The organism is Pseudomonas sp. W3I7 (assembly GCF_030816095.1).
Taxonomy (GTDB): Bacteria; Pseudomonadota; Gammaproteobacteria; order Pseudomonadales; family Pseudomonadaceae; genus Aquipseudomonas; species Aquipseudomonas salomonii.
The window spans coordinates 1,543,663-1,568,914 of sequence record NZ_JAUSXP010000001.1 but is presented as its reverse complement, the minus strand read 5'-3'; the positions used below and the strand labels follow the sequence as shown (position 1 = coordinate 1,568,914).

The window sequence follows — 25,252 nt, the reverse complement described above, 5'->3', positions numbered from 1 at the left end:
CCAGCACCTGGACGCGCCATTTCAATCAACAGGCGTTACACAAAAAGGACTGCCCAGGGCACCACGGCACGAACCCGCGAAAGCGTGAAGCCTTCGCGGTAGCGTCTGCAGTGTCCCCACACTGCCTGTCAGCGCGCGCGCCACTCTCCCAACCGCCCCCGCAAGCGGGCTGCGCACTGGCTATGCAGCTGGCTGACACGCGATTCGCTGACCCCCAGGACCTCACCGATTTCCTTGAGGTTCAGCTCTTCGTCGTAGTACAGCGCCAACACCAGTCGCTCACGCTCCGGCAAATTGGCAATCGCCTCCGCCAACGCTCCCTGGAAACGTTCGTCTTCCAGGTCACGCGACGGTTCGAGATGTGCACTCGCGCCGTCCTCGTGCAGCCCTTCGTGTTCGCCGTCCTGCAAAAGGTCGTCGAAACTGAACAGGCGGCTGCCCAAGGTATCGTTCAAAATCCCGTAGTAATCGTCGAGACTCAATTGGAGTTCGGCCGCAACTTCGTGATCTTTAGCGTCACGACCGGTTTTTGCTTCAATTGCGCGAATTGCGTCACTGACCATACGCGTATTGCGGTGTACCGAACGCGGCGCCCAATCCCCTTTACGCACTTCATCGAGCATCGCCCCTCGAATGCGGATACCCGCATACGTCTCGAAACTCGCGCCCTTGCTCGCGTCGTATTTGGTCGACACTTCGAGCAGGCCGATCATACCGGCCTGGATCAAGTCCTCAACCTGCACACTGGCAGGCAGGCGTGCCAGCAAGTGATAGGCAATGCGCTTGACCAAGGGCGCATAGCGCTCGATCAGTTCGCCCTGGCTGTCACGTGCCGACTTTTTGTAAAGGTTGTAGCCGCTGGATGTCATAGCACCGGTCCTGCGCTCGTCTGATGCACCAATCGCTCGACGAAAAACTCCAGATGCCCCCGAGGGTTGGCAGGCAACGGCCAAGTATCGACCTTCTGGGCAATAGCCTTGAACGCCAGTGCGCACTTCGAACGAGGGAACGCTTCATAGACTGCACGCTGCTTTTGCACAGCCTTGCGCACACACTCGTCATAGGGAACTGCGCCCACGTATTGTAAGGCGACATCGAGAAAGCGATCCGTGACCTTGGTCAACTTGGCGAACAGATTCCGCCCTTCCTGCGGGCTTTGGGCCATGTTGGCCAGCACGCGGAAGCGGTTCATGCCGTAGTCACGGTTCAGCAGCTTGATCAGGGCATAGGCGTCGGTGATGGAGGTGGGTTCATCGCACACCACCAGCAGCACTTCTTGCGCTGCGCGCACGAAGCTGACCACCGACTCGCCGATGCCGGCAGCGGTGTCGATCACCAGCACGTCGAGGTTGTCGCCGATATCGCTGAACGCCTGGATCAGGCCGGCATGCTGCGCCGGGCTCAGATGCACCATGCTCTGGGTGCCTGAGGCGGCCGGCACGATGCGAATGCCACCGGGGCCTTGCAGCAGCACATCGCGCAGCTCACAGCGGCCTTCGATCACATCGGCAAGGGTGTGTTTGGGTGTCAGCCCCAGCAGAACGTCCACATTCGCCAGGCCCAGGTCAGCATCCAGCAGCATGACGCGACGGCCAAGCTCTGCCAGGGCCAGGGACAAATTCACTGACACGTTAGTTTTCCCGACGCCACCTTTGCCGCCGGTCACCGCGATCACCTGTACGGGATGCATGCTGCCCATTTTATTTCTTTACCTTGTCTTGCTTAGACGCAGGCTACATGGCTTGGCCGCGTGAATCGCTTGCAGACCATCGATGTAGATACATTTCACGGTGTTCATCCTGCCTTACCCCACCCGCTTAGCCGGGTTGTGGTAAAGGTCGGCGAACATGTCGGCCATCGCTTCCTCGCTAGGCTCTTCTTGCATTTGCACGCTGACAGCACGGCTGACCAACTGATGACGGCGCGGCAGATGTAAATCATCCGGAATCCGCGGCCCGTCGGTCAGGTAAGCAACCGGTAACTCATGACTGATCGCCAGGCTCAACACCTCGCCCAGGCTCGCCGTTTCGTCGAGCTTGGTGAGAATGCAACCGGCCAGGCCGCAGCGTTTGTAACTATGGTACGCAGCGGTAAGAACCTGTTTCTGGCTGGTGGTTGCAAGCACCAGGTAATTTTTCGACTTGATGCCACGCCCGGCCAGGCTTTCGAGCTGCATGCGCAGTGCCGGGTCGCTGGCTTGCAGGCCAGCCGTGTCGATCAACACCACGCGCTTGCGCAGCAGCGGGTCGAGCGCATTGGCCAGGGACTGGCCCGGGTCGACGTGGGTCACCGTCACATTGAGGATGCGGCCCAGGGTCTTGAGCTGCTCCTGGGCGCCAATGCGGTAGCTGTCCATGCTCACCAGCGCGATGTTCTGCGCGCCGTACTTGAGCACATAACGCGCGGCCAGCTTGGCCAGGGTGGTGGTCTTGCCCATGCCGGCGGGGCCGACCATGGCAATCACACCGCCCTCTTCCAGCGGTTCGATTTCCGGGGTGACGATCATGCGCGCCAAGTGCGCCAGCAACATGCGCCAGGCTTGGCGTGGCTCTTCGACTTCAGCCGTCAGTGCGAGCAAATCGCGCGACAACGGGCCAGACAGGCCGATGCGTTGCAGGCGGCGCCACAGGTTGGCCTGTTGCGGTTTGCTGCCTTGCAGCTGCGTCCACGCCAACGAGCCCAGCTGCACTTCGAGCAGCTCACGCAGGCCATTGAGTTCAAAACGCATCGAGTCGAGCGCGCGCTGGTCGACAGCGGCGGCCGGGGCTGGCGCTGCAGGGCGCGGCGGTTCTTTGAAGGTCGGTTCTACCAACGGCTCGGCGGCGGTCAGCGGCAAGCCGGCGAACAATTGGCGATTGGTGCTGGCATCGCTGTCGCCACGCATGCTCAATTCAGCCTGGGCCGAGACAATGCGCGAAGCGGTCTTGCGCAGTTCGTCTTCGAGTTCCATGTTCGGCACGCGCGGCGCCAGCGCCGATGGGGTGTAATCCAGGGCAGCCGTCAGCTCGACACCGCCGGCAATGCGACGGTTTCCAATAATCGCGGCATCGGCGCCCAGCTCATCACGTACCAGTTTCATGGCCTGACGCATATCGGCGGCGAAAAAACGCTTAACTTGCATAACCCACTACCTCAGCCGTTGGGCCCTACTGTCGCGACGATAGTAACTTGCTTATTGTCAGGAATTTCCTGGTAAGCCAAAACGTGCAAATTCGGAACTGCCAGGCGACCAAACCGCGACAACATCGCTCGAACCGGGCCTGCCACCAGCAGAATCACCGGGTGGCCCGCCATTTCCTGACGCTGGGCGGCTTCGATCAACGAACGCTGCAGTTTCTCAGCCATGCTTGGCTCCAGCAGAACGCCTTCTTCCTGGCCAAGTCCGGCCTTCTGAATACTATTGAGCAATATTTGTTCCAACCTTGGTTCCAAGGTGATCACAGGCAGCTCAGACTCAATGCCTACAATGCTTTGCACGATGGCGCGGGACAACCCGACACGCACCGCAGCCACCAAAGCGGCAGTATCTTGACTCTTGGCGGCATTGTTGGCGATGGCCTCGGCGATGCTGCGAATGTCGCGCACCGGCACCTGTTCGGCGAGCAAGGCTTGCAGCACCTTGAGCAACTGCGACAGCGACAGCACGCCGGGCACCAGTTCTTCGGCCAGTTTTGGCGAGGCTTTGGCCAGCAACCCCATCAATTGCTGGACTTCCTCGTGGCCGATCAGCTCGTGGGAGTGCTTGTACAGGATTTGGTTGAGGTGGGTGGCGACCACCGTGCTGGCGTCCACCACGGTGTAACCCAGCGATTGAGCCTGGCTGCGCTGGCTGACTTCGATCCATACCGCTTCCAGGCCAAAAGCCGGATCTTTGGCGGTAATGCCGTTGAGCGTGCCGAACACCTGGCCGGGGTTGATCGCCAACTCACGGTCCGGGTAGATCTCGGCTTCGGCCAGGATCACGCCCATCAGGGTCAAGCGGTAGGCGCTGGGGGCCAAATCGAGGTTGTCGCGGATGTGTACGGTGGGCATCAAGAAACCCAGGTCCTGGGACAGCTTCTTGCGCACACCCTTGATCCGCGCCAGCAATTGGCCGCCCTGGTTGCGGTCCACCAGCGGAATCAGGCGGTAACCGACTTCCAGGCCGATCATGTCGATCGGGGTCACGTCATCCCAGCCCAACTCCTTGGTTTCCTGGGCGCGGGCCGGCGATGGCAGCAAGTCTTGCTGGCGGGCGATTTCCTGCTGAGCCTGGACCTTGACGGCATTTTGCTTGCGCCAGAACAGGTAGGCGCCACCGGCGGCCATGGCCGCCATGCTCAGGAACGACACGTGGGGCATGCCCGGCACGATGCCCATGATCGCCATGATACCGGCGGCCACGGCCAGCGCCTTGGGCGAGGCGAACATCTGGCGGCTGATCTGCTTGCCCATGTCTTCGGAGCCCGAAGCACGGGTAACCATGATGGCCGCTGCTGTGGATAACAACAGTGATGGCAATTGCGCCACTAAACCGTCACCGATGGTCAGCAAGGCGTACACCTTGCCCGCGTCGCCGAAGGTCATGCCGTGCTGGAAGATCCCGACCGCCATGCCGCCGATCAGGTTGATAAACAGAATCAGCAGGCCGGCGATGGCGTCACCGCGCACGAATTTACTCGCGCCGTCCATGGAGCCGTAGAACTCGGCTTCCTGGGCGACTTCCAGGCGGCGGGATTTGGCTTGGTTCTGGTCAATCAGGCCGGCGTTGAGGTCGGCGTCGATCGCCATTTGCTTGCCGGGCATGGCGTCGAGGGTAAAACGCGCGCTCACCTCAGAAATTCGCCCCGCACCCTTGGTCACCACCACGAAGTTAATGATCATCAGGATCGCGAACACCACGATACCGACCACGTAGTTACCGCCGATCACCACCTCACCAAAGGCCTGGATCACCTTACCGGCGGCGGCGTGGCCGTCTTGGCCGTGGAGCATCACCACTCGCGTAGACGCCACGTTGAGCGCCAGGCGCAGCAGGGTCGCGATCAGCAAAATGGTCGGGAATACGGCGAAATCCAGCGGCCGCAGGGCATACACGCAGACCAGCAGCACCACCACCGACAGCGCAATGTTGAAGGTAAAAAACACATCGAGCAGGAACGGCGGCATCGGCAACATCATCATTGCCAGCATCACCAGCAACAACAACGGCACACCCAGGTTGCCCCGCGACAAATCAGTCAGGGTGCCACGGGCCGTGTTGAGCATTTGAGAGCGATCTACCACCGGTATTCCTCGTGTTCCTTGAAGCAAAGTTTTGACGCTGGAGGGCGTCCTGAAGGCGGTATTGCAAGAAGCCTTCCAACTTTTGCTTTGAGGCTTCGATGGCCTCACAAACAACCGGGTGTGCCGAGTGTAAAGCGATTCAACTGTGGGAGCTGACTTGCCTGCGATTGCGGTGGGTCAGGCACTGAAGGGCCAGCTGTGAGTCAGTGATGATCGCTCCTTGATGGTTTGGGCTATACCTTCGGCAGAATCGTCAGCCCCGTCTCCCGGATAGTAAATGAGATCCGTCCCCGCCGGATGACGTGCTATTTCGCAAAAAGCGTCGAGAAGGTCCGCCATCACTTCGAAGCTCCACTATCGTTAGCTACAAATAGCTCCTCTATGAAACTGACAAACTGAGCTTCCGTATATTCAACAATGCTTTTTCCCATGGAGCTGCCTACCTACGAGGTGAATTGCTTCGTGGGCACCCGCCGTCAAGGATGCGCTCGACCTACGCATCCTTAAAGCACGGCAAGCCTTTAGAAAAGCAATAAGCCTTGATGCTCTGAGCTACGCCGCTCGGCGAATCATCTGCCCCCTCTTTTGGATAGAAAAGTAAGTTACTGCCTTCCGGATGAGGGACCACGCTGTTGAAGTGCTCCACCAACTCGCCCCGCGCCTCTTCAGTCCCGGCATCTTCGATGGATCTAATCAGGGCTTCGAACTCCTGTTCTGTGCAGTCGCCAAGTGCGTTCTTGAACTCCATTACTCACTTCAACCTATTGTGTCCTGGGATGCCCGGCTAATTAACGGCAGATAGATCAAGGTAGCGTCAGGCGTTTCTGAAGCCCGGCAAACCTTGAGCAGCACGCCATCCCTTAATCGTTTGGGTTATGCCTTCAGCAGAATCATCAGCACCGTCTTCCGGATAGTAAATTAGATCCGTCCCCGCCGGATGACCTGCAAGCTCGCAAAAATGGTCGAGAAGATCAGACATCACTTCATCCGAAGCACCACTATCGTTAGCTAAAAAGAGCTCTTGCATGAAGCCGACGAATTGAGCCTCTGTGTAATCTGAGATGTTTTTTTTCATTGCTTTACCTACCTATGATTATCAATGTGATTTTTTGGAGTATTAACCCGTAGGTTATCCACGTCATAAACCTTGCCGCCTTCAGATATCCACTCAACGTGATGTAACTCGAATACTTTTCTCTGCCCAACTGCATCGGCATGGCGGGCTGTCGGAGCATATCCCTCTTGCATCCGCTTTATATTTTTCGGAACGAATTGACTGCTCAAGGTTTGGTCATTGGCTACTGCAATCCAAAATGCCTTCCTGAACGCATTAAAAGTGCTGAATCTTTTGCCTCGAAGCTGATCAGCAACACGCGGCGGAATCGGCACACCTAAACCAGCCCCAGCACCGGCTAACCATATCCCCGATACCTCCTCCCCCTGTCCAGTAACCGTGCCCGGATCTAGACGCACATTCACCACGATATACAGCGGCTTCACCCCCGACCCCGCCGGAAACACCAGGATAAAATCCTTGTACTCAGGCGGGTAAAGCGGGCTGACGATAAGGTTATCCGCGCGCTCGGTCGGTGGGTAAATCCAGATTTGCGGGGCTTTCGGCGCGCCTTCCAGCGGCGGAATGCCTGCAGCGCTGGAAGGGTCGACGGCTGGCGTCCAGATCAGGGTCACGCCGTCGCCAAAATCCGCCACTTGCTGCGCGCCACGCGCCTGGAATTGCACGACCGGGATCATTTCCCAGTCGGGGCGTTGCTGGGTGTTGTAGCCATATCCCTTCAAGGTGCCATCGGCTTGTTGCTCGACATGCAAGCGCACGCGGGTACGGCCGTGCTTGAGCGACTTGAGTTGCTCCTCGGTGTACAGGCTGCTATCGCCGAGGCTCGACGGCCACAGCACACCCACTAGTGTGGCCAAGGCGCTGGCAGCCACGCCTCCCGCGGCCGTTGCGCCTACGGTGCACAGACCGCCACAGGAAAGCCCCGCCGTCGCAGCCACCCCGCCCAAGCGTAGCGATCCGAGCGCGCTCGGTAGAGCGCCGCCCCATACCTTCTGGAGCACAACGTTACCGGCTGCGTCGGTTTCCCGGCCACCCAACAGCGCGAAGGTGCCGTACTCACCCACCGCCGCAGCGGGAATCGGCCCGCCGAAGTCCGAGTAATTGATGGCTCCATCGGCCAAGGTGCGCGGCTTGGTGAAGCTGCAAAACCATTGCTTTGCAGCGGGAACAGGCCTTGGCACCTCCTCAAAGTCAGCGCGTGACTGCATTGGTTTTTGTACAGGCGGGGGATAGTAATAACTCTCCAGCGTGTACTTCCCGGTGATCGACGACCAGTGATTGGCAACGTCGCGGCTTAAAGGGCTGAAGGGCTGGTCCAGCACCAGTAACCAATCGCCCCGACCAACCGCTTCAAGCATCTCGCGCACTGCGGATGCGGGGATGTTGTGCCTATCTCGACCCGCGCAACCAAATTCAGCCTTCAGATCACTTAAGCCTTGTGTAGGCGTGTAGGCGTCCAGAAGGCGGCGCACATGGACTTCAGCAAAAAAGGGGTTTTCGATGTACTCCAGGCCAATCCCCAGCTGCACACGATCTTGACGACGAATAAGCCGCTCCCACATACCTCGCTTCCTATGCTCTATCGCCCTCTCCACTCCCAACGCATGGGAGATTGGCTGTGCAGGGGATGCTGCGAAAAGAAGCGCAGCCGAACAACTGACCGTTCGGCTAGGTTTTGGAACAAAGCGAAATTTCCGACAAGGTTTTCGGGTTGCCCCTAGGAACCGGGCTCCCTAGTCTCCGTACACCGCTGCAAATGCAGTGGTCGGGCGTCGCGGCCCGGTTTACTACGGAGTAAAAGCACCATCTCCCTTTCAGTCGACGCTTTTTTATCGTCTACTGTGCGGCGCTATGGCGGCTGTGCGCGGGATACCTTCGGGTATGCCGGGTTGCTCCTAGACCGGTCCGCGAACCTGCGTACAGCTGCCACCTTCAATCGCGTCGCGGCGATCAGTGGCGGCTCCATTTTCGCAAGGAGCTTCACAATGATCAAACCCACCCCAAATCCCCCACCCAGCGTAATCCTCACCCTTATCGACGGCATCAGCACCGAAGACCTGCTGGTCAACCTCACCGAAACTCTGGCATCCGCCCACGCCCTGACCTGCGATTTCGCCTTTGACCTGGAGGGAACACAGCGAGAAGGTGCGCTGGGTATTGCGCAGTTGCTTGAAGTCGGCCGATTGCTGGCTGAGCGACTGCTGGATGACAGGGAGCCGTCACCAGCGACGATCGTCGAGGGGTGACCCGTTCAACTGTGGGGGCTGGCTTGCCTGCGATTGCGGTGGGTCAGGCACTGAAGGGCCAGCTGTGAGTCAGTCATCGCAGGCAAGCCAGCTCCCACAGTTGGATCGGTGTGTATCAGCGCTACTGTGGAAGCCGCCTGGGACGCTCCGCGTCCCGACTTGAGTCTTGCGCAACGGTGACGCAGAGCGTCACAGGAGGCATTCCCACGGGAGCGTGGGAACGATCTTCATAAGGGTTGGATGTTGGACGCTTGCTTGCCTTTGGGCCCTGTCGTTATGTCATAGCTGACTTTTTGGTTCTCTTGCAGCGTTTTGAACCCAGCACTCTGAATCGCTGAAAAATGCGCAAAAAGATCCTCGCTACCATCATCCGGGGTAATAAAACCGAACCCCTTTGTGTCGTTAAACCACTTCACTGTACCCGTTGCCATTGCCATTGCCGTTCTCCTGACATCCCATTCAAAAATGCACCAGGCTCCCTAGATGAGCCTGATACAAAACGCAAACACACCCTGTGGCCGATGAATCCTGGCGAACTGCACCCGCTGGCCTTCTCGCCATCGGGTATACGCCGAACTCAAGCGGTCCAAACACACCGGCTCATCATCGCCATCCAACGCAATCAGCCCTTCGCCGGTCTTGCGGTTATAAACCTTGATCGTCCCCGTTACCGCTTCCATCGCCCTTCCCCTGCATCTCGTTACTACTTGCGTACAGTGCCTGGCACCATAAAACCGCAGGAACGCAAAGCTGGCTACTGTCAGAGTTGACAGGTAGCCGGGGATTAACGACCAGTGGTAGGGATTTTTGGCTGAGCAGCCGGGGGGTTACTTTTTTCGCTTGCGGGGTTTTCGCGCCTTGGGCGGCGGATCGATTTCGCTGGCGGGATTGCCCGTTGCCTGAACGGGTACCGCATTGCCTTCGCGGTCGCGGGCGACAAAACCAATGCCCTTGACCGCGTCAAACCACCTGACCGTAGCCCTGTTCATGACCGCTCTCCCGAGCCGCGCATGAAGGCGCGCCTCGTCGCTCTATCAAACAGTGAAGGCGGTGCAATGGATACTGTCAAAGTTGACAGGTAAGGCTGCATTTAGACCGATGGCAAACGCTGGCTGTTATGCCGCCATCGCGGGCAAGCCCGGCTCCCACAGGGGAATGCATTCAAAGGTGGGAGCCGGGCTTGCCCGCGATGGCGTCAGCGCAGAATGACTCAGCAATCGTGGCGCCACTGCCGGTACGGGCCAACAGGGCTTTGCAGCTATCAGAAAAACCACTTGAATCAACTGTCAACTCTGACAGTAGAAATTGCCGTCAAAGGGGCGAAACATAAGGCAGTACTCGCACTGGAGTGATCGATCATGCCTTACACCGACCGTTCTTTCGCAAACATCTCTGCACGCACCAAGCTTAACGTTTTGCACAACGGTGGAGCCGTACATAAAGGGATCTTTGTATCCGCTACCGATGGCAAATTGAACGTTTATTCACAACTCTACGAAATGAATATGTCGTGGGCCTATGCAGACATTAATGAAGTCGTACTACCAGGCGAACATGATCAAAACCTTAACGAAAACGGATCACTGTATACACCCTCATCCTGACACGCCAAATCAATAGCCCCGCCGCCCGCCGCATACTCAACAATGGCAAGCGGTCAGGAATCGCGGCGCAGTTCCGGTGGAATCGGCAGGTCCTTGAGCGGGTCCGGCCGCTTGCCCTTGCCCGCGCGGTATTGGCGGATCTGATACACGTAGGCCAACACCTGCGCCACGGCCAGGTACAGGCCTGCGGGGATTTCCTGGTCGAGGTCGGTGGAGTAGAAGATCGACCGCGCCAGCTCCGGCGATTCCAGCAGCAGTATGTCGTTGGCCACGGCGATTTCGCGAATCTTCAGCGCGGTAAAGTCGCTGCCCTTGGCCAGCAACATCGGCGCGCCACCCTTCTCCGGGTCGTACTTGAGCGCCACGGCGTAGTGGGTCGGGTTGGTGATGATCACGTCGGCGTCGGGCACCGCCGCCATCATCTTGCGCTGGGACATTTCCCGCTGCAGTTGGCGAATCCGCTGCTTGACCTCGGGGCGGCCTTCCTGGTCCTTGTGCTCGTCGCGCACTTCCTGCTTGGTCATCAGCAGTTTCTTGTGGCTTTCCCACAGCTGGATCGGCGCATCCACGGCGGCGATGATGATCAGCCCGCAGGCCATCCACAGCGCACTCCAGCCCACCACCTGCACACTGTGGATGATGGCCGACTCCAGCGGTTCATGGGCAATGCGCTGCAAGTCGTCGATGTCGGAGGACAACACCGTCAACGCCACAAACAGGATCAGGATGAATTTCGCCAGCGCTTTGAGCAGTTCAACCAGGGCCTTGGTGGAGAACATGCGCTTAAGCCCAGGCCCAGGGTTCATGCGGCTGAACTTGGGCGCCATGCTGCCGGCAGCAAACAGCCAGCCGCCGAGGGACACCGGCCCGATCAGCGCCGCCAGCAACAGTGTGATAAGCACCGGCTGCACCGCCAGAATCGCGATCTTGCCCGAGTGCAACAGGTACTGGCCCATGGCGCCGGGGCTCAGCAGCACTTCGCGCGGCAGCGAAAAGTTGAGCTTCATCAGCTCCATCAGGTCCAGCGCCAGGCCACCGCCGTAAATCAGCAGGCCACCGGCACCGGCGAGCATCACCGCCAGGGTGTTGAGTTCTTTGGAGCGGGCAATCTCGCCCTTTTCCCTGGAGTCCTTTTTACGTTTCTCCGTGGGGTCTTCTGTTTTGTCCTGGCCACTCTCGCTCTCGGCCATGGCTCAACGCGCCCGTGCCAGATCACGTAAGAACTGCAAGGCATCGGTGGCCAGCGGTTGATACTGATTGAGAATGTCGGCCATGCCGATCCAGAAAATCCCCATGCCCAACACCAGGGTCAGCGGGAAACCAATCGAGAAGATGTTCAATTGCGGCGCCGCGCGGGTCATCACGCCAAATGCGATATTGACCACCAACAGCGCGGTGATCGCCGGCAACACCAGCAACAACGAGGCGCCCAGCACCCAGCTGAGGCGCCCGACCAGCTCCCAGAAGTGGTTGACCACCAGCCCCGAGCCCACCGGCAAGGTGGTGAAGCTTTCGGTCATGACCTCGAACACCACCAGATGGCCGTTCATTGCCAGGAAAATCAAGGTCACCAGCATGGTCAGGAACTGCCCGATCACTGCCACCGACACGCCGTTGGTAGGGTCGACCATGGACGCGAAGCCCATGCCCATCTGGATCGAGATGATCTGCCCGGCGATCACAAACGCCTGGAAGAACAACGTCAGCGAGAAGCCCATTATCGCGCCGATCAATATCTGCTCGGCAATCAGCAACAACGCGCTGAGGTCCAGGGCATTCACCGGCGGCATCGGCGGCAAGCCGGGCACGATGACGATGGTAATGGCGAAGGCAAAATACAAGCGGATGCGCCTCGGCACCAAGGTGGTCCCGAACACCGGCATGGTCATCAGCACCGCCGTGACGCGAAACATTGGCAAAATGAAAGACGCCACCCAGGTGCTGATCTGGGTGTCGGTCAAGGCCAGCACAGATTGCATCGGTCAGCCGATCAACTGCGGAATACTGCCGTACAGCTGCAGGATGTATTCCATAAAGGTTTGCACCAGCCACGGGCCGGCGACGATCAGGGTGATCAGCATCACCAGCAAACGCGGGAGGAAACTCAGGGTTTGTTCGTTGATCTGGGTCGCGGCCTGGAACATCGCCACCAGCAAGCCTACCAACAGGCTCGGCACCACCAGCACGGCGACCATCATGGTGGTCAGCCACAGCGCTTCACGGAACAGGTCAACCGCTACTTCTGGCGTCATGTCGCTACACCCCGCCGAAACTGCTGGCCAGGGTGCCGATAATCAGCGCCCAGCCGTCCACCAGCACAAACAGCATGATCTTGAACGGCAACGAAATAATCAGCGGCGACAGCATCATCATGCCCATGGCCATCAGCACGCTCGCCACCACCAGGTCGATGATCAGGAACGGGATAAAGATCATGAAGCCGATCTGGAACGCGGTTTTCAATTCGGAAGTGACGAAGGCCGGCACCAGAATGGTCAGCGGCGCCTGATCCGGCGTGGCAATGTCGGTGCGCTTGGACAGGCGCATAAACAGCTCAAGGTCGCTGGAGCGGGTTTGCGAGAGCATGAAGTCCTTGATCGGACCCTGGGCCTTGTCGATCGCGTCCTGAGCCGAGAGTTTCTCGGCCAGGTAGGGTTGCAAGGCTTGCTGGTTCACCTTGTCGAACACCGGCGCCATGATGAACAAGGTCAAAAACAGCGCCATGCCGGTGAGGATCTGGTTCGACGGCGTCTGCTGCAGGCCCAGGGCCTGACGCAAAATCGAGAACACGATGATGATCCGCGTAAAGCTGGTCATCAGCATGACAAACGCCGGGATAAAACTCAGCGCAGTCATGATCAGCAAAATCTGCAGGCTGACCGAGTATTCCTGCGCGCCGGCCGCGTTGGTGCCCAGGGTGATCGCCGGGATCGACAACGGGTCGGCGGCCAACGCCAGCGGCGCGGCCAGCAACAGCATGAGCGTCAATAAAACGCGCATTACTTCTTATCCTTCTGATCCTTGCCCAGCAACTCCATCAGGCGCTGAGCGAATTCCGGCGTGGCGGCCTCGGTTTTGGTCGCCTCCACCGGCGTCTTGAGTACGTGCAACGGGGTGATGCGACCGGGCGTGATGCCGAGCAGGATTTGCTCTTCGCCCACTTGCACCAGCACCAGCCGATCACGCGGGCCGAGGGCGCGCGAGCCGATCATCTCGATCACCTGGGCATTGCCCGGCCCAATGCGCTGCACGCGGCGCATCAACCAGGCCAGCACGAAGATCAGGCCGACCACCAGCAGCAGGCCGAGCACCAGCTGGGTCAGTTGCCCACCGATACCACTGCTGACCACCGGCGCCGCAGTGACCACTGGCGCGATCGGCTCAGCCGCCATGGCGCTCAATGGCAGCGCCAGAAACAGTCCCGCCATCGAATACTTCATATCAGCGCAACTTCTTGATGCGTTCGCTTGGGCTGATCACGTCCGTCAGGCGGATGCCGAACTTCTCGTTGACCACCACCACCTCGCCATGGGCGATCAGGGTGCCGTTGACCAGTACGTCCAGCGGCTCACCGGCCAGGCGGTCGAGCTCGATCACCGAACCCTGGTTGAGTTGCAGCAGGTTGCGGATGTTGATTTCGGTGCTGCCGACTTCCATGGAGATCGACACCGGAATGTCGAGGATCACATCCAGGTTCGGGCCGTCGAGGGTCACCGGGTCGTTGTTTTTCGGCACGCTGCCGAATTCTTCCATCGGCAGGCGCTTGCCGGCCGGCGACGTGGCGGCGTCGGCGGCCAGCAGCGCGTCGATGTCGTCCTGGCCGACATCGCCGGTTTCTTCCAGGGCTGCAGCCCATTCGTCAGCCAGGGCCTGGTCTTCGGCGGAAGTGTTTTCGTGTTCGGTAGCCATTACATGTCCTCGGCGCAGCAAAAATTCATCGATAGAAGGGGCAGATCAGCGACGGTTGATCGGTTCGATCACTTGCAACGCCAGGTTGCCTTTGTGGGAACCGAGCTTGACCTTGAACGACGGCACGCCGTTGGCGCGCATGATCAGCTCTTCCGGCAGTTCTACGGGGATCACGTCCCCCGGTTGCATGTGCAAAATATCGCGCAAACGCAGCTGGCGACGGGCCACAGTGGCGCTTAACGGCACGTCGACGTCCAGCAGGTCTTCGCGCAGGGCCTTGACCCAGCGCTCGTCCTGGTCGTCGAGGTCGGACTGGAAACCGGCGTCGAGCATTTCGCGCACCGGCTCGATCATCGAGTACGGCATGGTCACGTGCAGGTCGCCGCCACCGCCATCGAGTTCGATGTGGAAGGTGGAGACCACAATGGCTTCGCTGGGGCCGACGATGTTGGCCATGGCCGGGTTCACTTCCGAGTTGATGTACTCGAAATTGACTTCCATGATCGCCTGCCAGGCTTCCTTCAAGTCGATGAAGGCTTGCTCCAGCACCATGCGCACCACACGCAATTCGGTGGGGGTGAACTCACGCCCTTCGATCTTGGCGTGACGGCCGTCGCCGCCGAAGAAGTTGTCCACCAGCTTGAACACCAGCTTGGCGTCGAGGATGAACAGCGCGGTGCCGCGCAGCGGCTTGATCTTGACCAGGTTGAGGCTGGTGGGCACGTACAGCGAGTGCACGTATTCACCAAACTTCATCACCTGCACGCCGCCCACCGCCACGTCCGCCGAACGGCGCAGCATGTTGAACATGCTGATACGGGTATAGCGGGCGAAACGCTCGTTGATCATCTCCAGGGTCGGCATGCGCCCACGGACGATACGATCCTGGCTGGTGAGGTCATAACTTTTGACGCTGCCGGGCTCGGCAGCCATTTCGGTCTGTACCAGACCATCGTCGACACCATGCAACAGCGCGTCGATTTCATCCTGGGACAGCAGGTCTTGCACGGCCATGTCGTGATCCTACTGCAATACGAAGTTAGTGAAGAGCGCCTGCTCGACCACGACTTTGCCGAGCTCTTTCTGGGCCACTTCCTGCACGCTGGCAGTGACCTTCTGGCGCAGCATTTCCTGGCCGACCGGGGTGGCCAGGCTGTCGAAGCTCTGACCGGAGAACAGCATCACCAGGTTGTTGCGGATCACCGGCATATGCACTTTAAGCGCATCCAGGTCCGCCTGGTTACGCGCCAGCAAGGTGATGCTCACCTGCAGGTAGCGTTGGCGACCGTTCTGATTGTAGTTGGCGACAAAGGCCGGCAGCATCGGCTCGAAGATTGCCGGTTGCTTGACGTTAGTGGCGGTTTCGGCGGCGGGTGCCGGCTTGCTCGCACTGCTGTGCATGATGTACCACGTGCCACCAATCGAGGCGCCAATGGCCAGGAGCAGGCCCAGCACAATCAGCAGGATCAGCTTGAGCTTGCCTTTGCCTGCGGGTGGGGTTGCTGCTGCGTCGTCGCTCTTCGCCATGCCAATAATCCGTCACTATTCGGGGATTCATAGATCTACGGGAAGGCAAGAGCAAGTGTTATGCCAGAGTTGTCTGGCAAGCCGGGCAAGAGCGAACACCCCAAATCAAATGTGGGAGCTGGCTTGCCTGCGATGGCGGTGGGTCAGCTGACATTTCTGTCACTGATACACCGCCATCGCAGGCAAGCCAGCTCCCACATTGACCGCGTTTTTGGCTCAAATCAGGCGTAGTAATCGACGGCGCTGGAGCCAACTACTGTCTGAGTCACCGGCGCGACCGCCGCCGCCACTTCAGCAGGGTCACCCGCATCACCGCGCCCGCCACTGCCGCTTATGCCGCGTGCCTGGTTCTGCTGCTGTTGTTCCTGGCCCTGGCCCTGCCAGCCACGGGACTGGTCGGACACATTGACGTCGACCTGCCCCATGCCTTGCTGGGCAAACATCTCGCGCAAACGGCCGGACTGGCTTTCCAGCGCTTCACGCACCACGGCGTGGCCGCTCATGAAGTTGACCTGGGCTTGCTGGTCGGCGGTCATATTGACCTTGATATCCAGGCGCCCCAGTTCAGCCGGTTGCAACTGAATCTCCGCCGACTTGAGGTTGGCGCTGGACAGGTACATCACGCGGTTGACCACTTCTTCGGTCCAGCCGCTCTGGTGCATGGCCAGCGGCGCATTGGCCATGGGCGGCAAGGCATTCGCGGTTTTCGGCGTGGCGGCCTGGGTCAGCGCGGCCAGGCGGTTGGCGAAATCATCCACGCGGGTGTCGCTGCCAGCGTCTTTCAAATCCTTGAGGCGCGCCTTCGATCAGCCCGCTGAAGGCCTTGTCGCCGCCCTGGTCAGTACTGTCTTTGGTGGCTTGCTGGTCGACCATGCTGGCAAGACCTGCGGCAAAGTTTTGCGCGGCGGTCGGTTGATCCTGAGCGGTGGTCGGCGCAGCTTTCTGTGGCGTCTGGCTGCTGGCCGACACATGGCCGCCCTGCTCCATCGCCAGGCGCACGGCCGGCATCGAATCCAGCGGGTCGGCTTCGGGGTCGAAGGCCGGTTGCCTGGCATCTTCGGTTGCCGCAACCGGCGCCGCGACCACCGGCTGGGCCTTGTCATCATTGGCCGCGACCGGCGCTGGCGTGGGCACCGGGACAGGCACCGGCGTCACGGCGGCGACCAATGCCGGGTCAACCACCGGTTCAGCCGCAGGCTGCTGCGCCAGGGCCGGGTCGGCGGGCTTGTCGTCATCACTGCTGGCACTGTCGTCGGCCTTGGCCGGCTTGGCAGGCAAGGGATTGCCGCTATCGGCAACCGCTGGCGTACTGGCGGCAGGCTTGGCGCTGGTGTCCGCAGGCTTGTCACGTGTGACTTTGGCCGGGCTGTCGTCGGGCTTCAGCGTGGGCTTGGGGCTTTGGTTGGCAAACACTTGAGCGAAGCCAGGGCCCTTGTCCTGTGGGGTCGCAACCGCTACCGGGGAAGTAGCGGCAGGCGCTTGAGGCTTGGCCGCGGGGGCAGCCTGAAGGAGCGAATTGGGGGCGACTGGCATAGGTAAAGGTCTCCACTGCACGGGGGGTCGGGGATGCAGTATTGGGAGGTAGAGCAAGAGTTGGGCCAGGTTTGCGGGGCAAAGACAGATGACAGGTAAAACGCCATCTAAATGTGGGAGCGGGCTTGCTCGCGAAAGCGCAGTGTCAGTCGATGAATTCGTTGCTGACACACCGCTTTCGCGAGCAAGCCCGCTCCCACAGTTTGATCCGCATAGGACTGATACAACTGCGGTGATTCAGAGACCGAAGCGCTGCCTTTCCGACTCATACAGCGGCCGCACCAACGCAAACTCATGATCAATCTGGTCAACCAGCGCACCCAAATCCGCCGTCAGCTCGACAGACTCCGCCTCCAACCGCTGACACAACTGCGCCAGCCGCATCGCCCCAAGGTTGCCACTGCTGCCCTTGAAGCTATGGGCAATGCGCCCCAACGCCTTGGCATCATCACGCGACTTGCGCAACGCTTCGACGCGCTTTTGCGAATCGTCCAGAAAGGTATCCAGCAGTTTCGGATACTCGCTTTCCATCACTTCCTGCAGGCCCATCAGCACATCAGGGTCCAGATGAATCTCAAGCACTTGTTCGCTCCTTGATCAAGAATCGGCGGATTATGCCAGAGCCCCCCAGCAAAACTCCACGCATACACTGCGCCCGCCATCGGTCCAGCGTACATCGCTGCTCAGTTGCCGTACCAGGCTCAGCCCCCGGCCAGACAGGCGGTCGATATCCAGCGGCCGCGCCAGCACCTGCTCCACGTCAAACCCCGGGCCACTGTCCTCGATACGCAGCGTCATTTTGCCGCCCGTGGCAGTCGGCACCACCTGCACATGCACCCGCACATAGCCGCTGTTCAACTGCGCCAAGCGCTGGTTGCGCTGGCGGTAATACTCGGCAAACCCCTGGGCATCACGCTTGAGTCGCGAATCCAGGCCCAGCACGCCGTGCTCCAGCGCATTGGAATACAACTCGGCCATCACGCTGTACAGCGCCCCGCTCTGCCCGCGCAGGCCGTGAATCTCCAGCAACAACTGCAACAGGTACGGCAACGGGTTGTAGCTCTTGAGGGTGCGCGCACGAAACTCGAAGCTCACCGACCAATCCAGCGGGCACGACTGGCCACTGTCGGCGTACAGCGGCTCAGCCGCCCGCGACGGCTGCCCCGCCTGCAAGGTGATCTCCACCATGCTCACATCATCGCGCGCCTCGCCCCGGAACGCCGCCAGGGCGTGCTCAATATCCTCAAACAAGCGGTCGGGCTTGCGATTGCTGGCAAATACCTGCTGCAAGCGCGCCGCGCCAAATAACTGATCATTGGCGTCGGCAGTGTCCAGTACCCCGTCGGACAGCAAGAACACCCGGTCGCCCAGGGCCATGGGCCAGACTTCGGTGCTGTCATCAAACGCCTGCGCCGACAGCACACCCAGCGGCAAGTGCCGCGACACCAGCGGCGTGCGCTTGCCGCTGGCGATCTCATGCACATAGCCGTCGGGCATGCCGCCGTTCCACACCTCTACCACGCGCCGCTGGGCACTCAGGCACACCAGGGTGGCGCAGCAGAACATGTCCACCGGCAGGATGCGCTTGAGCTTGGCATTCATCTCGCGCAGGGTCTGCGCCAGGCCGTAGCCCTTGGCGGTCATGCCGTAGAACACTTCCGCCAATGGCATGGCGCCCACGGCGGCCGGCAGGCCATGGCCGGTGAAGTCACCGAGCAGCACATGCATGTCGCCGGACGGTGTGTAGGCCGCCAGCAACAGGTCGCCGTTGAACAGCGCATAAGGCGATTGCAGGTAACGAATGTTCGGTGCCGCATTGATGCAACCCGAATGCGCCACCTTGTCGAACACCGCCTTGGCCGCACGTTGCTCATGCAACAGGTAATCGTGGTGCCGGGCGATCTGGTCGCGCTGGCGCAGCACCATGGCCTGCAGACGCCGCAGGCGGTCCATGGCATTGATCTTGGCGGCCAGGATCAGCGGGTTATAGGGCTTGGGCAGGAAATCATCGCCACCGGCATCCAGGCACTGGGCCAGGGCTTCACTCTCGCGCAGCGAGGTGAGAAAGATGATCGGCACCAGCGCCTCACCCGCCAACTGCTTGATCCGCCGTGCCGCCTCAAAGCCGTCCATCACCGGCATCAGGGCGTCCATCAACACCAGTTGCGGGCGTTCACGGGTGAACACCTCGACGGCTTGCGCGCCATTCGTGGCGGTGAGCACCTGATGGCCCTGACGCCGAATGATCGTCGACAGCAACAGCAAATCGGCGGCGCTGTCTTCGGCGATGAGGATCGTCAGCGCCTCGAGTACGGGGGCCAGGGTGTTCAACTGATGTCGAACAGTTTGTCGAAGTTGGAGATGCCGAGGATCTTGCGCACATCGGTGTTGCTGTTGATGACCTGCACTTCGGCGTTATCGCCACCGGCGTGGTCACGCAACAGCAGGAGCATGCCCAGGGCCGAGCTGTCCATGTAGGTGGCGTCCTTCAGGTCCACCACGTAGATCTCGGGCACTTTGTAGAACCGTTCGTACGCATCACGAAAGGCTTGGTGGCTACCGAAATCGAATCGGCCTTTTACTTTAATCGTCAACTTCGTCCCATCCAGGGACACTTCTGACTCGACTGACATGCGACTGCTTCCTTGTCATTGGCAATATGCAACAAGGTTTAGCAGCTGAACCGGCTATGAGCAACACAGAGCACTAAATGTGGGAGCTGTTAGTACTGTGACTGGCGGGGAAGTCGCTGTGATAGCTCGTCGAGCAGCTTTTGCTCGCGCTTGTCTTCGAGGGCCCGCGCTTCGTCGATATAACGCTGCACCAGCTTGCGCAACCCTTCAACCCGGGCAAACGCCGCTTGCCAGGCCTCACGGGCCTTATCGAGATTATTCTGGTGCCAGGCCAGGCTCTGGCGCTGCTGGCCCACGGCAGTTTCCAGCTGGTTGAGAAAGCCCTGATAACCCATCAGCCATTGGCCGGACACGCCCTTGCTGCCGCGTTCGATCCATTGCTGCTGGTACTCGCCGCGAAAACGCTCCAGGTCACCCAGTTTGCTTTCAGCCAGGCGCACCTGACCCTGGAAATACCCCAGGCGTTGCACGGCGGTTTTCTCGGCCTTTTCGGCCATGTCCACCACTGGGGCCAGGCGTGAAGAACGGGTGCTGGCCATGGCTTAACCGCCCGGCGCCGGGGCGAAGATCGAGCCCAGGTGGGCCTCGCTTTCGCCCATGCTGATTTTGTCGTTAAGGCCCTGGCGCAGGTAGCTCACCAGTTGCGGTTGCAGCGCGATGGCCAGGTCGGTTTCGCGATCACCACCGGCCACGTAGGCGCCGACGCTGATCAGGTCGCGGCTCTGCTGATAACGCGACCACAGTTGTTTGAAGTGCTGCGCCCGGGCCATGTGCTCCGCGGTGACCACCGCCGGCATCACCCGGCTGATCGAGGCTTCGATGTCGATGGCCGGGTAGTGCCCTTCCTCGGCCAGGCGCCGCGACAGCACGATGTGGCCGTCGAGCACGCCCCGCGCCGAGTCGGCAATCGGGTCTTGCTGGTCATCGCCTTCGGACAACACGGTGTAGAACGCGGTGATCGACCCCCCGCCGGCTTCGGCATTACCGGCGCGCTCCACCAGCTTGGGCAGCTTGGCGAACACTGACGGCGGGTAGCCTTTGGTGGCGGGCGGCTCGCCGATGGCCAGGGCGATTTCCCGCTGGGCCTGGGCAAAACGCGTGAGCGAGTCCATCAGCAGCAGGACATTCTTGCCCTTGTCGCGAAAATATTCGGCGATACGCGTGCAGTACATGGCAGCACGCAGGCGCATCAGCGGCGCATCGTCCGCAGGCGACGCGACCACCACCGAGCGTTTGAGACCTTCTTCACCGAGGCTGTGCTCGATGAACTCTTTCACTTCACGGCCGCGCTCGCCGATCAGCCCGACCACGATAATGTCGGCCTCGGTAAAGCGCGTCATCATGCCCAGCAACACCGACTTACCCACGCCGGTACCGGCAAACAGGCCCAGACGCTGGCCGCGACCGACCGTCAATAAACCGTTGATGCTGCGAATGCCTACGTCCAGCGGCACGCTGATGGGGTTGCGGTTGAGCGGGTTGATGGTCGGGCCGTCCATCGGCACCCAGTCTTCGGCCTTCATCCCGCCTTTGCCGTCGAGTGCGCGACCGGCGCCATCGAGCACGCGACCGAGCATGCTCATGCCCATGGGCAGGCGGCCGGTGTCGGCCAAGGGCACCACGCGAGCACCGGGGGCGATGCCCGCCAGGCTGCCGACGGGCATGAGAAAAATCTTGCTGCCGGAAAAGCCCATCACCTCGGCCTCGACCTGCACCGGGTGGTAGCTGTCGTCGTTGATCACCAGGCAGCGGCTGCCCATGGCGGCGCGCAGGCCTTCGGCTTCGAGGGTCAGGCCGACCATGCGCAGCAGGCGCCCTTCAAGAATCGGCTGGCCTGGCAACTCCGTGGCTTCGGCGTAGCCACTCAGGCGCTTGGCGAAGCTGGTGCGATCAAGGCGCATCGGCGGCGTCCAGGTCCACACTCAGGTCAGGCTCGGCCGGGTGCAGGGCTTGTTCATGCAGTTGATCAAACAGCTTGGCCATGATCTGGCTGATGCGGGTTTCCACCGTGGCATCGATGCGGCTGTGTTCGGTTTCGACGCGGCAGCCGCCGGGTTGCAGGCTGGCATCTTCGACGATGCGCCAGGTTTCTTCATGGCGCTCGCGCAGGGCTTTGACCTGTTCGAAATCCTGCGGGTTGATGTACAGGCGCACATTGCCCACGCCCAAAGGCAGCAGCTTGAGGGCTTCGCGCATGACACTTTCGATATGGCTGGAATCAAGCACCAGTTCGCGCTGGATCACCTGGCGAGCAATGTGCTCGACCAGGCCGACCATGGCTTTTTCGATCTGCGTATCCTGCTCGGCAATCGGGTCGAACAGCGTGCCCATCAACCGCTCAAGGCTGGAGAGTTTGACGCTGAGCGCCTCTTCGGCTTCCTGGCGCACCTTGAGGGTGGTGCTGCGAAAGCCGTCTTTTTCGCCGGCGGCAAAGCCTTCGTTGTAGGCTTCCTGGCGGATGGCCTCCAACTCTTCAAGGGTCAGTGGCTGGACTTCATCCAGCGGCACTTCTTCCATCTCCACCGGCGTTTCAACCACCGGTTCAGGTTCAGGCTCCGGCACATGCGGATCGAAGCTGGGCAGCGACCAGATGTCGAACCCGCCGACATCCCGCGCGCGAATCAGATCGCTGGGCGTCTCATCTTTGTTCGACATGGGACACGCCTTAGATCATTTCTTCGCCGCCCTTCCCACCGAGAACGATTTCTCCGGCTTCGGCCATACGGCGGGCAATGGTGAGGATTTCCTTCTGCGCGGTTTCGACGTCGCTGACGCGCACCGGGCCTTTGGCTTCGAGGTCGTCGCGCAACAGTTCGGAAGCACGCTTGGACATGTTCTTGAAGATCTTCTCTTTGACGTTTTCGTCCGAGCCTTTGAGGGCCAGTACCAGCACGTCGGAGGAGACTTCGCGCAGCAACGCCTGGATGCCACGGTCGTCGACATCGGAGAGGTTGTTGAACACGAACATAAGGTCTTCGATCTGGCCGGACAGGGTGTCGTCGATCTCGCGGATCGAGTCCATCAACTGGCCTTCGACCGAGCTGTCGAGGAAGTTCATTATGTCGGCCGCACGCTTGATGCCGCCCAAGGTGGTGCGCGAAGCATTCGAGTTGCCGGAGAACTGCTTCTCCAGAATCGTGTTGAGTTCTTTCAGGGCTGCCGGCTGCACGGTGTTCAGCGACGACACGCGCAGGATGATGTCCAGGCGCACTTTATGGTCGAAGTGGCCGAGCACTTCACCGGCCTGGTCGGGGTCGAGGTAAGCCACGACGATCGCCTGGATCTGCGGGTGCTCGTAGCGGATCACGTCGGCCACCGCGCGCGGTTCCATCCACTTGAGGCTGTCCAGGCCACTGGTGTTGCCGCCCAGCAGGATGCGGTCGATCAGGCCGTTGGCCTTGTCTTCGCCCAGTGCCGAGGTGAGCATCTTGCGGATATAGCTGTCGGAGCCGACGCCCAGGCTGGTCTGGTCGCCGACGATCTCGACGAACTCGCTCATCACCTGCTCGACTTGCTCGCGGTGCACATTGCGCATCTGCGCCATGGCCACGCCCACCCGCTGGACCTCTTTAGGCCCCATGTGGCGCAGCACTTGGGCGGCGTCGGTTTCACCCAGGGACAGCAGCAAAACTGCGGCTTTGTCGACCTTGGTGAGCTTGGCAACAGCGGCTCGATTATCACTCATCTGCGTTGATCCACTCTTTCACGACCTGAGCCACACGGCCCGGGTCTTCTGCTACCAGACTCTTGATTGCGTTCAGCTGAGCGTCGTAGCCTTCGCTCGGGCTTGGCAACAGGATGCTTTGCGGGCCGCCGAGGCTGACGCGGTCGTTGGCCAGTTCGCCGTCCAGGCCGCCCATGCCACCCAACTCGACGTCGCCACCGGCCAAAGCCAGCTGTTTCTTGCCGTTGCCGGTGATGTTGTTGAGCACCGGGCGCAGCACGCCGAACACCAGCACCAGGATGAACAACACACCCAGCACTTGTTTAACGATGTCCCAGAACCATGGCTGCGTGTAGAACGCCGGGTCGGCGATCACTTCGGCGCGCTCGGCGGAGAACGGCATGTTGATCACGCTGACGCTGTCTCCACGGCTGGCGTCGAAACCGACAGCGTCCTGTACCAGGCGCGTGAAACGCGCCAACTCATCGGTGCTCCACGGCGCACGGGTGACGGCGCCATCCGCCGGGTTGACCTTGACCTGATCATCGACCACCACCGACACCGACAGGCGATTGATCTTGCCCTGCTGCTGTTTGGTGTGGCTGATGGAACGGTCGAGCTCGAAGTTCTTGGTCGACTGATTACGCTTGTCCGCCGGGTACGGTGCGAGCATGGGCTGGCCGGTGGCCGGGTCCATGATCTGCTGGCCGTTGGCGTCCAACAGGGGTTGGCCTGGCTGGATCGCGCCAGCCGTGGCAGCGGCGCCACCCGTGGTTTGTGGTGCGGTCGCCGGGGCCGGTGGCTGGTTGCTCAGGGCACCCGGCACACCTTGCGGGCCATTGCTGGCGGTACGTTGTTCGCTGGTGGACTGCTCGCTGCGCAGCGCAGGCTGGTCCGGGTTGAACTGTTCGGAGGTCGACTCGACCGCGCTGAAATCAACGTCGGCGGACACTTCAGCCTTGTAGCGGTCATTGCCCAGCACTGGTTGCAGGATGTTGTGCACGCGCTGGGTCAGCATGCTTTCCATGCGACGGCTGTAGTCGAACTGCTTGCCGGCCTGGGTCAGCGCGGAGTTCTCGGCCTGGTCAGACAGCAGGTTGCCCTTCTGGTCGACCACGGTGATTTGCGACTTGCTCAATTCGGGAACGCTGGTGGCTACCAGGTTGATGATCGCCAGTACTTGGCCAGGCTCCAGGGAGCGGCCGGAAAACAGTTCAACCAATACCGAGGCACTTGGCTTGCGTTCGTCACGCACGAACACCGAGCTTTTCGGGATCGCCAGGTGCACGCGGGCGCCCTTGACGTTGTTCAAGCTGCTGATGGTGCGCGCCAGTTCGCCTTCCAGGCCACGACGATAGCGGGTGGCCTCCATGAACTGGCTGGTGCCCAGGCCCTGGTCCTTGTCGAGGATTTCAAAACCGATATTGCTGTCGGACGGCGTCACGCCGGCCGCGGCCAGCTTCATGCGCGCACGGGCCACGTCATCGGACTTGACCAGCAAGGCGCCGGAATTGGGCTCCACGGTGTAGGCGATGTCGGCGGCGGCCAGGGTTTCCATGATCTGCTTGGAATCCATGCCGGCCAGGCTGCCGTACAGCGGACGGTAATCGGGTTGTTGCGACCACAACACCACGGCAAAACCAATCGCCACGCTCGCCGCCAGGCCGACCATCAGGCCCACCTGCCGCAGCATGGTCATTTCCGAGAGGTTTTCCAGGAACGACAGGCCAAACAGCGGCGGCTTGCCGTCTGCCTTGGCGGGTACGTTGTCGGAGACTGCTTCTGCCATGACTTAA

Annotated in this window: 29 protein-coding genes and 1 pseudogene; 2 read left to right on the top strand and 28 right to left on the bottom strand. The window is 60.5% G+C overall.

All coding sequences use genetic code 11. The features are described 5' to 3' along the window. Positions 1-128: 128 nt before the first annotated feature. The 8 genes from fliA to QF043_RS07390 all read right to left on the bottom strand — a co-directional run bounded on the left by fliA (position 129) and on the right by QF043_RS07390 (position 7,902). Positions 129-869 (bottom strand): RNA polymerase sigma factor FliA, encoded by a 741-nt coding sequence (gene fliA, locus QF043_RS07425; protein WP_016973417.1) that lies wholly within the window; start codon positions 867-869, stop codon positions 129-131. Beyond that, complete coding sequence (gene fleN / locus QF043_RS07420) at positions 866-1,699, bottom strand: flagellar synthesis regulator FleN (RefSeq protein WP_003192912.1); 834 nt, start codon at positions 1,697-1,699, stop codon at positions 866-868. Before fleN ends, fliA begins: the two co-directional genes overlap by 4 nt. A gap of 105 nt (positions 1,700-1,804) precedes the next feature. Next, a complete protein-coding gene (gene flhF, locus QF043_RS07415; protein ID WP_056861061.1) occupies positions 1,805-3,121 on the bottom strand; it encodes a flagellar biosynthesis protein FlhF in 1,317 nt (438 codons plus the stop codon). A gap of 11 nt (positions 3,122-3,132) precedes the next feature. Beyond that, positions 3,133-5,247 (bottom strand): flagellar biosynthesis protein FlhA, encoded by a 2,115-nt coding sequence (gene flhA / locus QF043_RS07410; protein ID WP_056861060.1) that lies wholly within the window; start codon positions 5,245-5,247, stop codon positions 3,133-3,135. A gap of 195 nt (positions 5,248-5,442) precedes the next feature. Then, on the bottom strand, positions 5,443-5,604 hold the full coding sequence (locus QF043_RS07405; RefSeq protein ID WP_307417997.1) for a bacteriocin immunity protein: 162 nt from the start codon (positions 5,602-5,604) through the stop codon (positions 5,443-5,445). A 154-nt stretch (positions 5,605-5,758) separates the two neighbouring features. Further along, positions 5,759-6,013, bottom strand: a complete 255-nt coding sequence (locus QF043_RS07400) for a bacteriocin immunity protein (protein WP_307417996.1) — start codon at positions 6,011-6,013, stop codon at positions 5,759-5,761. Between the two features lie 66 nt (positions 6,014-6,079). Continuing rightward, on the bottom strand, positions 6,080-6,340 hold the full coding sequence (locus QF043_RS07395; protein WP_307417995.1) for a bacteriocin immunity protein: 261 nt from the start codon (positions 6,338-6,340) through the stop codon (positions 6,080-6,082). A gap of 8 nt (positions 6,341-6,348) precedes the next feature. After that, entirely contained in the window at positions 6,349-7,902 is a 1,554-nt protein-coding gene (locus QF043_RS07390) for an S-type pyocin domain-containing protein (protein WP_307417994.1), read from the bottom strand. A 423-nt stretch (positions 7,903-8,325) separates the two neighbouring features. On the opposite strand from QF043_RS07390, the gene QF043_RS07385 reads away from it, so the two are divergent. Next, on the top strand, positions 8,326-8,586 hold the full coding sequence (locus QF043_RS07385) for a DUF6124 family protein (RefSeq protein ID WP_307417993.1): 261 nt from the start codon (positions 8,326-8,328) through the stop codon (positions 8,584-8,586). A 227-nt stretch (positions 8,587-8,813) separates the two neighbouring features. Here QF043_RS07385 and QF043_RS07380 read toward each other — a convergent pair whose 3' ends face one another. The 3 genes from QF043_RS07380 to QF043_RS07370 form a co-directional block, all read right to left on the bottom strand. Then, positions 8,814-9,017 carry a cold-shock protein gene (locus tag QF043_RS07380; RefSeq protein WP_307421328.1) on the bottom strand — a complete coding sequence of 68 codons (204 nt, stop codon included), beginning with the start codon at positions 9,015-9,017 and terminating at the stop codon, positions 8,814-8,816. Between the two features lie 48 nt (positions 9,018-9,065). Further along, the gene (locus tag QF043_RS07375) at positions 9,066-9,266 is read right to left on the bottom strand and encodes a cold-shock protein (RefSeq protein ID WP_065929742.1); all 201 of its coding nucleotides are present in this window, start codon (positions 9,264-9,266) and stop codon (positions 9,066-9,068) included. A 147-nt stretch (positions 9,267-9,413) separates the two neighbouring features. Next, positions 9,414-9,575 (bottom strand): cold-shock protein, encoded by a 162-nt coding sequence (locus QF043_RS07370; protein ID WP_307417992.1) that lies wholly within the window; start codon positions 9,573-9,575, stop codon positions 9,414-9,416. A 369-nt stretch (positions 9,576-9,944) separates the two neighbouring features. Between QF043_RS07370 and QF043_RS07365 the strand changes: the two genes are divergently transcribed. Beyond that, a complete protein-coding gene (locus QF043_RS07365) occupies positions 9,945-10,190 on the top strand; it encodes a hypothetical protein (RefSeq protein ID WP_307417991.1) in 246 nt (81 codons plus the stop codon). Positions 10,191-10,243: 53 nt separating this feature from the next. Here QF043_RS07365 and flhB read toward each other — a convergent pair whose 3' ends face one another. The 17 genes and pseudogenes from flhB to fliF form a co-directional block, all read right to left on the bottom strand. Continuing rightward, positions 10,244-11,380, bottom strand: a complete 1,137-nt coding sequence (gene flhB, locus QF043_RS07360; protein WP_307417990.1) for a flagellar biosynthesis protein FlhB — start codon at positions 11,378-11,380, stop codon at positions 10,244-10,246. A gap of 3 nt (positions 11,381-11,383) precedes the next feature. After that, entirely contained in the window at positions 11,384-12,169 is a 786-nt protein-coding gene (gene fliR, locus QF043_RS07355; RefSeq protein WP_065929743.1) for a flagellar biosynthetic protein FliR, read from the bottom strand. 3 nt (positions 12,170-12,172) lie between these two features. Continuing rightward, a complete protein-coding gene (gene fliQ, locus QF043_RS07350) occupies positions 12,173-12,442 on the bottom strand; it encodes a flagellar biosynthesis protein FliQ (RefSeq protein WP_003214552.1) in 270 nt (89 codons plus the stop codon). 4 nt (positions 12,443-12,446) lie between these two features. Further along, the gene (gene fliP / locus QF043_RS07345; RefSeq protein WP_056859761.1) at positions 12,447-13,190 is read right to left on the bottom strand and encodes a flagellar type III secretion system pore protein FliP; all 744 of its coding nucleotides are present in this window, start codon (positions 13,188-13,190) and stop codon (positions 12,447-12,449) included. Continuing rightward, positions 13,190-13,630, bottom strand: coding sequence for a flagellar biosynthetic protein FliO (gene fliO / locus QF043_RS07340; RefSeq protein ID WP_307417989.1), 441 nt, complete (start codon positions 13,628-13,630; stop codon positions 13,190-13,192). The genes fliP and fliO overlap by 1 nt, the downstream gene beginning before the upstream one ends. A gap of 1 nt (position 13,631) precedes the next feature. Next, positions 13,632-14,099 (bottom strand): flagellar motor switch protein FliN, encoded by a 468-nt coding sequence (fliN, locus tag QF043_RS07335; RefSeq protein WP_016973409.1) that lies wholly within the window; start codon positions 14,097-14,099, stop codon positions 13,632-13,634. 45 nt (positions 14,100-14,144) lie between these two features. Beyond that, positions 14,145-15,113: a flagellar motor switch protein FliM gene (gene fliM, locus QF043_RS07330; RefSeq protein ID WP_010166091.1), complete on the bottom strand. Its 969-nt coding sequence runs from the start codon at positions 15,111-15,113 to the stop codon at positions 14,145-14,147. A 9-nt stretch (positions 15,114-15,122) separates the two neighbouring features. Further along, positions 15,123-15,626 carry a flagellar basal body-associated protein FliL gene (fliL, locus tag QF043_RS07325; protein ID WP_017134945.1) on the bottom strand — a complete coding sequence of 168 codons (504 nt, stop codon included), beginning with the start codon at positions 15,624-15,626 and terminating at the stop codon, positions 15,123-15,125. Between the two features lie 221 nt (positions 15,627-15,847). Further along, a pseudogene (locus tag QF043_RS07320) lies at positions 15,848-17,159 on the bottom strand (flagellar hook-length control protein FliK). Between the two features lie 237 nt (positions 17,160-17,396). After that, entirely contained in the window at positions 17,397-17,741 is a 345-nt protein-coding gene (locus QF043_RS07315) for an Hpt domain-containing protein (protein ID WP_307417988.1), read from the bottom strand. 30 nt (positions 17,742-17,771) lie between these two features. Next, positions 17,772-19,490: a fused response regulator/phosphatase gene (locus QF043_RS07310; RefSeq protein ID WP_307417987.1), complete on the bottom strand. Its 1,719-nt coding sequence runs from the start codon at positions 19,488-19,490 to the stop codon at positions 17,772-17,774. Then, entirely contained in the window at positions 19,487-19,792 is a 306-nt protein-coding gene (locus QF043_RS07305) for an STAS domain-containing protein (protein ID WP_307417986.1), read from the bottom strand. The genes QF043_RS07310 and QF043_RS07305 overlap by 4 nt, the downstream gene beginning before the upstream one ends. 89 nt (positions 19,793-19,881) lie before the next feature. Beyond that, positions 19,882-20,331: a flagellar export protein FliJ gene (gene fliJ, locus QF043_RS07300; RefSeq protein WP_056859755.1), complete on the bottom strand. Its 450-nt coding sequence runs from the start codon at positions 20,329-20,331 to the stop codon at positions 19,882-19,884. Positions 20,332-20,334: 3 nt separating this feature from the next. Further along, the gene (gene fliI / locus QF043_RS07295; RefSeq protein WP_099548875.1) at positions 20,335-21,693 is read right to left on the bottom strand and encodes a flagellar protein export ATPase FliI; all 1,359 of its coding nucleotides are present in this window, start codon (positions 21,691-21,693) and stop codon (positions 20,335-20,337) included. Then, the gene (gene fliH, locus QF043_RS07290; protein WP_307417985.1) at positions 21,683-22,447 is read right to left on the bottom strand and encodes a flagellar assembly protein FliH; all 765 of its coding nucleotides are present in this window, start codon (positions 22,445-22,447) and stop codon (positions 21,683-21,685) included. Before fliH ends, fliI begins: the two co-directional genes overlap by 11 nt. Positions 22,448-22,457: 10 nt before the next feature. Next, positions 22,458-23,477: a flagellar motor switch protein FliG gene (gene fliG / locus QF043_RS07285; RefSeq protein WP_010208743.1), complete on the bottom strand. Its 1,020-nt coding sequence runs from the start codon at positions 23,475-23,477 to the stop codon at positions 22,458-22,460. Beyond that, entirely contained in the window at positions 23,470-25,245 is a 1,776-nt protein-coding gene (gene fliF / locus QF043_RS07280; RefSeq protein WP_056859753.1) for a flagellar basal-body MS-ring/collar protein FliF, read from the bottom strand. The genes fliG and fliF overlap by 8 nt, the downstream gene beginning before the upstream one ends. Positions 25,246-25,252: the final 7 nt, after the last annotated feature.

What these genes read in the sequence shown, in the direction of transcription:
- fliL (WP_017134945.1), bottom strand. Translation starts at nt 15,626, where the DNA reads ATGGCGAAGAGCGACGACGCAGCAGCAACCCCACCCGCAGGCAAAGGC.
- QF043_RS07400 (WP_307417996.1), bottom strand. Translation starts at nt 6,013, where the DNA reads ATGGAGTTCAAGAACGCACTTGGCGACTGCACAGAACAGGAGTTCGAA.
- fliJ (WP_056859755.1), bottom strand. Translation starts at nt 20,331, where the DNA reads ATGGCCAGCACCCGTTCTTCACGCCTGGCCCCAGTGGTGGACATGGCC.
- QF043_RS07405 (WP_307417997.1), bottom strand. Translation starts at nt 5,604, where the DNA reads ATGGCGGACCTTCTCGACGCTTTTTGCGAAATAGCACGTCATCCGGCG.
- QF043_RS07380 (WP_307421328.1), bottom strand. Translation starts at nt 9,017, where the DNA reads ATGGCAACGGGTACAGTGAAGTGGTTTAACGACACAAAGGGGTTCGGT.
- fliM (WP_010166091.1), bottom strand. Translation starts at nt 15,113, where the DNA reads ATGGCCGTGCAAGACCTGCTGTCCCAGGATGAAATCGACGCGCTGTTG.
- fliQ (WP_003214552.1), bottom strand. Translation starts at nt 12,442, where the DNA reads ATGACGCCAGAAGTAGCGGTTGACCTGTTCCGTGAAGCGCTGTGGCTG.
- QF043_RS07390 (WP_307417994.1), bottom strand. Translation starts at nt 7,902, where the DNA reads ATGTGGGAGCGGCTTATTCGTCGTCAAGATCGTGTGCAGCTGGGGATT.
- QF043_RS07395 (WP_307417995.1), bottom strand. Translation starts at nt 6,340, where the DNA reads ATGAAAAAAAACATCTCAGATTACACAGAGGCTCAATTCGTCGGCTTC.
- QF043_RS07365 (WP_307417991.1), top strand. Translation starts at nt 9,945, where the DNA reads ATGCCTTACACCGACCGTTCTTTCGCAAACATCTCTGCACGCACCAAG.
- fliH (WP_307417985.1), bottom strand. Translation starts at nt 22,447, where the DNA reads ATGTCGAACAAAGATGAGACGCCCAGCGATCTGATTCGCGCGCGGGAT.
- fliA (WP_016973417.1), bottom strand. Translation starts at nt 869, where the DNA reads ATGACATCCAGCGGCTACAACCTTTACAAAAAGTCGGCACGTGACAGC.
- QF043_RS07385 (WP_307417993.1), top strand. Translation starts at nt 8,326, where the DNA reads ATGATCAAACCCACCCCAAATCCCCCACCCAGCGTAATCCTCACCCTT.
- fliP (WP_056859761.1), bottom strand. Translation starts at nt 13,190, where the DNA reads ATGCGCGTTTTATTGACGCTCATGCTGTTGCTGGCCGCGCCGCTGGCG.
- flhB (WP_307417990.1), bottom strand. Translation starts at nt 11,380, where the DNA reads ATGGCCGAGAGCGAGAGTGGCCAGGACAAAACAGAAGACCCCACGGAG.
- QF043_RS07375 (WP_065929742.1), bottom strand. Translation starts at nt 9,266, where the DNA reads ATGGAAGCGGTAACGGGGACGATCAAGGTTTATAACCGCAAGACCGGC.
- QF043_RS07370 (WP_307417992.1), bottom strand. Translation starts at nt 9,575, where the DNA reads ATGAACAGGGCTACGGTCAGGTGGTTTGACGCGGTCAAGGGCATTGGT.
- flhF (WP_056861061.1), bottom strand. Translation starts at nt 3,121, where the DNA reads ATGCAAGTTAAGCGTTTTTTCGCCGCCGATATGCGTCAGGCCATGAAA.
- QF043_RS07305 (WP_307417986.1), bottom strand. Translation starts at nt 19,792, where the DNA reads ATGTCAGTCGAGTCAGAAGTGTCCCTGGATGGGACGAAGTTGACGATT.
- flhA (WP_056861060.1), bottom strand. Translation starts at nt 5,247, where the DNA reads ATGCTCAACACGGCCCGTGGCACCCTGACTGATTTGTCGCGGGGCAAC.
- fliR (WP_065929743.1), bottom strand. Translation starts at nt 12,169, where the DNA reads ATGCAATCTGTGCTGGCCTTGACCGACACCCAGATCAGCACCTGGGTG.
- fliO (WP_307417989.1), bottom strand. Translation starts at nt 13,630, where the DNA reads ATGAAGTATTCGATGGCGGGACTGTTTCTGGCGCTGCCATTGAGCGCC.
- fliF (WP_056859753.1), bottom strand. Translation starts at nt 25,245, where the DNA reads ATGGCAGAAGCAGTCTCCGACAACGTACCCGCCAAGGCAGACGGCAAG.
- fliI (WP_099548875.1), bottom strand. Translation starts at nt 21,693, where the DNA reads ATGCGCCTTGATCGCACCAGCTTCGCCAAGCGCCTGAGTGGCTACGCC.
- fliN (WP_016973409.1), bottom strand. Translation starts at nt 14,099, where the DNA reads ATGGCTACCGAACACGAAAACACTTCCGCCGAAGACCAGGCCCTGGCT.
- fliG (WP_010208743.1), bottom strand. Translation starts at nt 23,477, where the DNA reads ATGAGTGATAATCGAGCCGCTGTTGCCAAGCTCACCAAGGTCGACAAA.
- fleN (WP_003192912.1), bottom strand. Translation starts at nt 1,699, where the DNA reads ATGGGCAGCATGCATCCCGTACAGGTGATCGCGGTGACCGGCGGCAAA.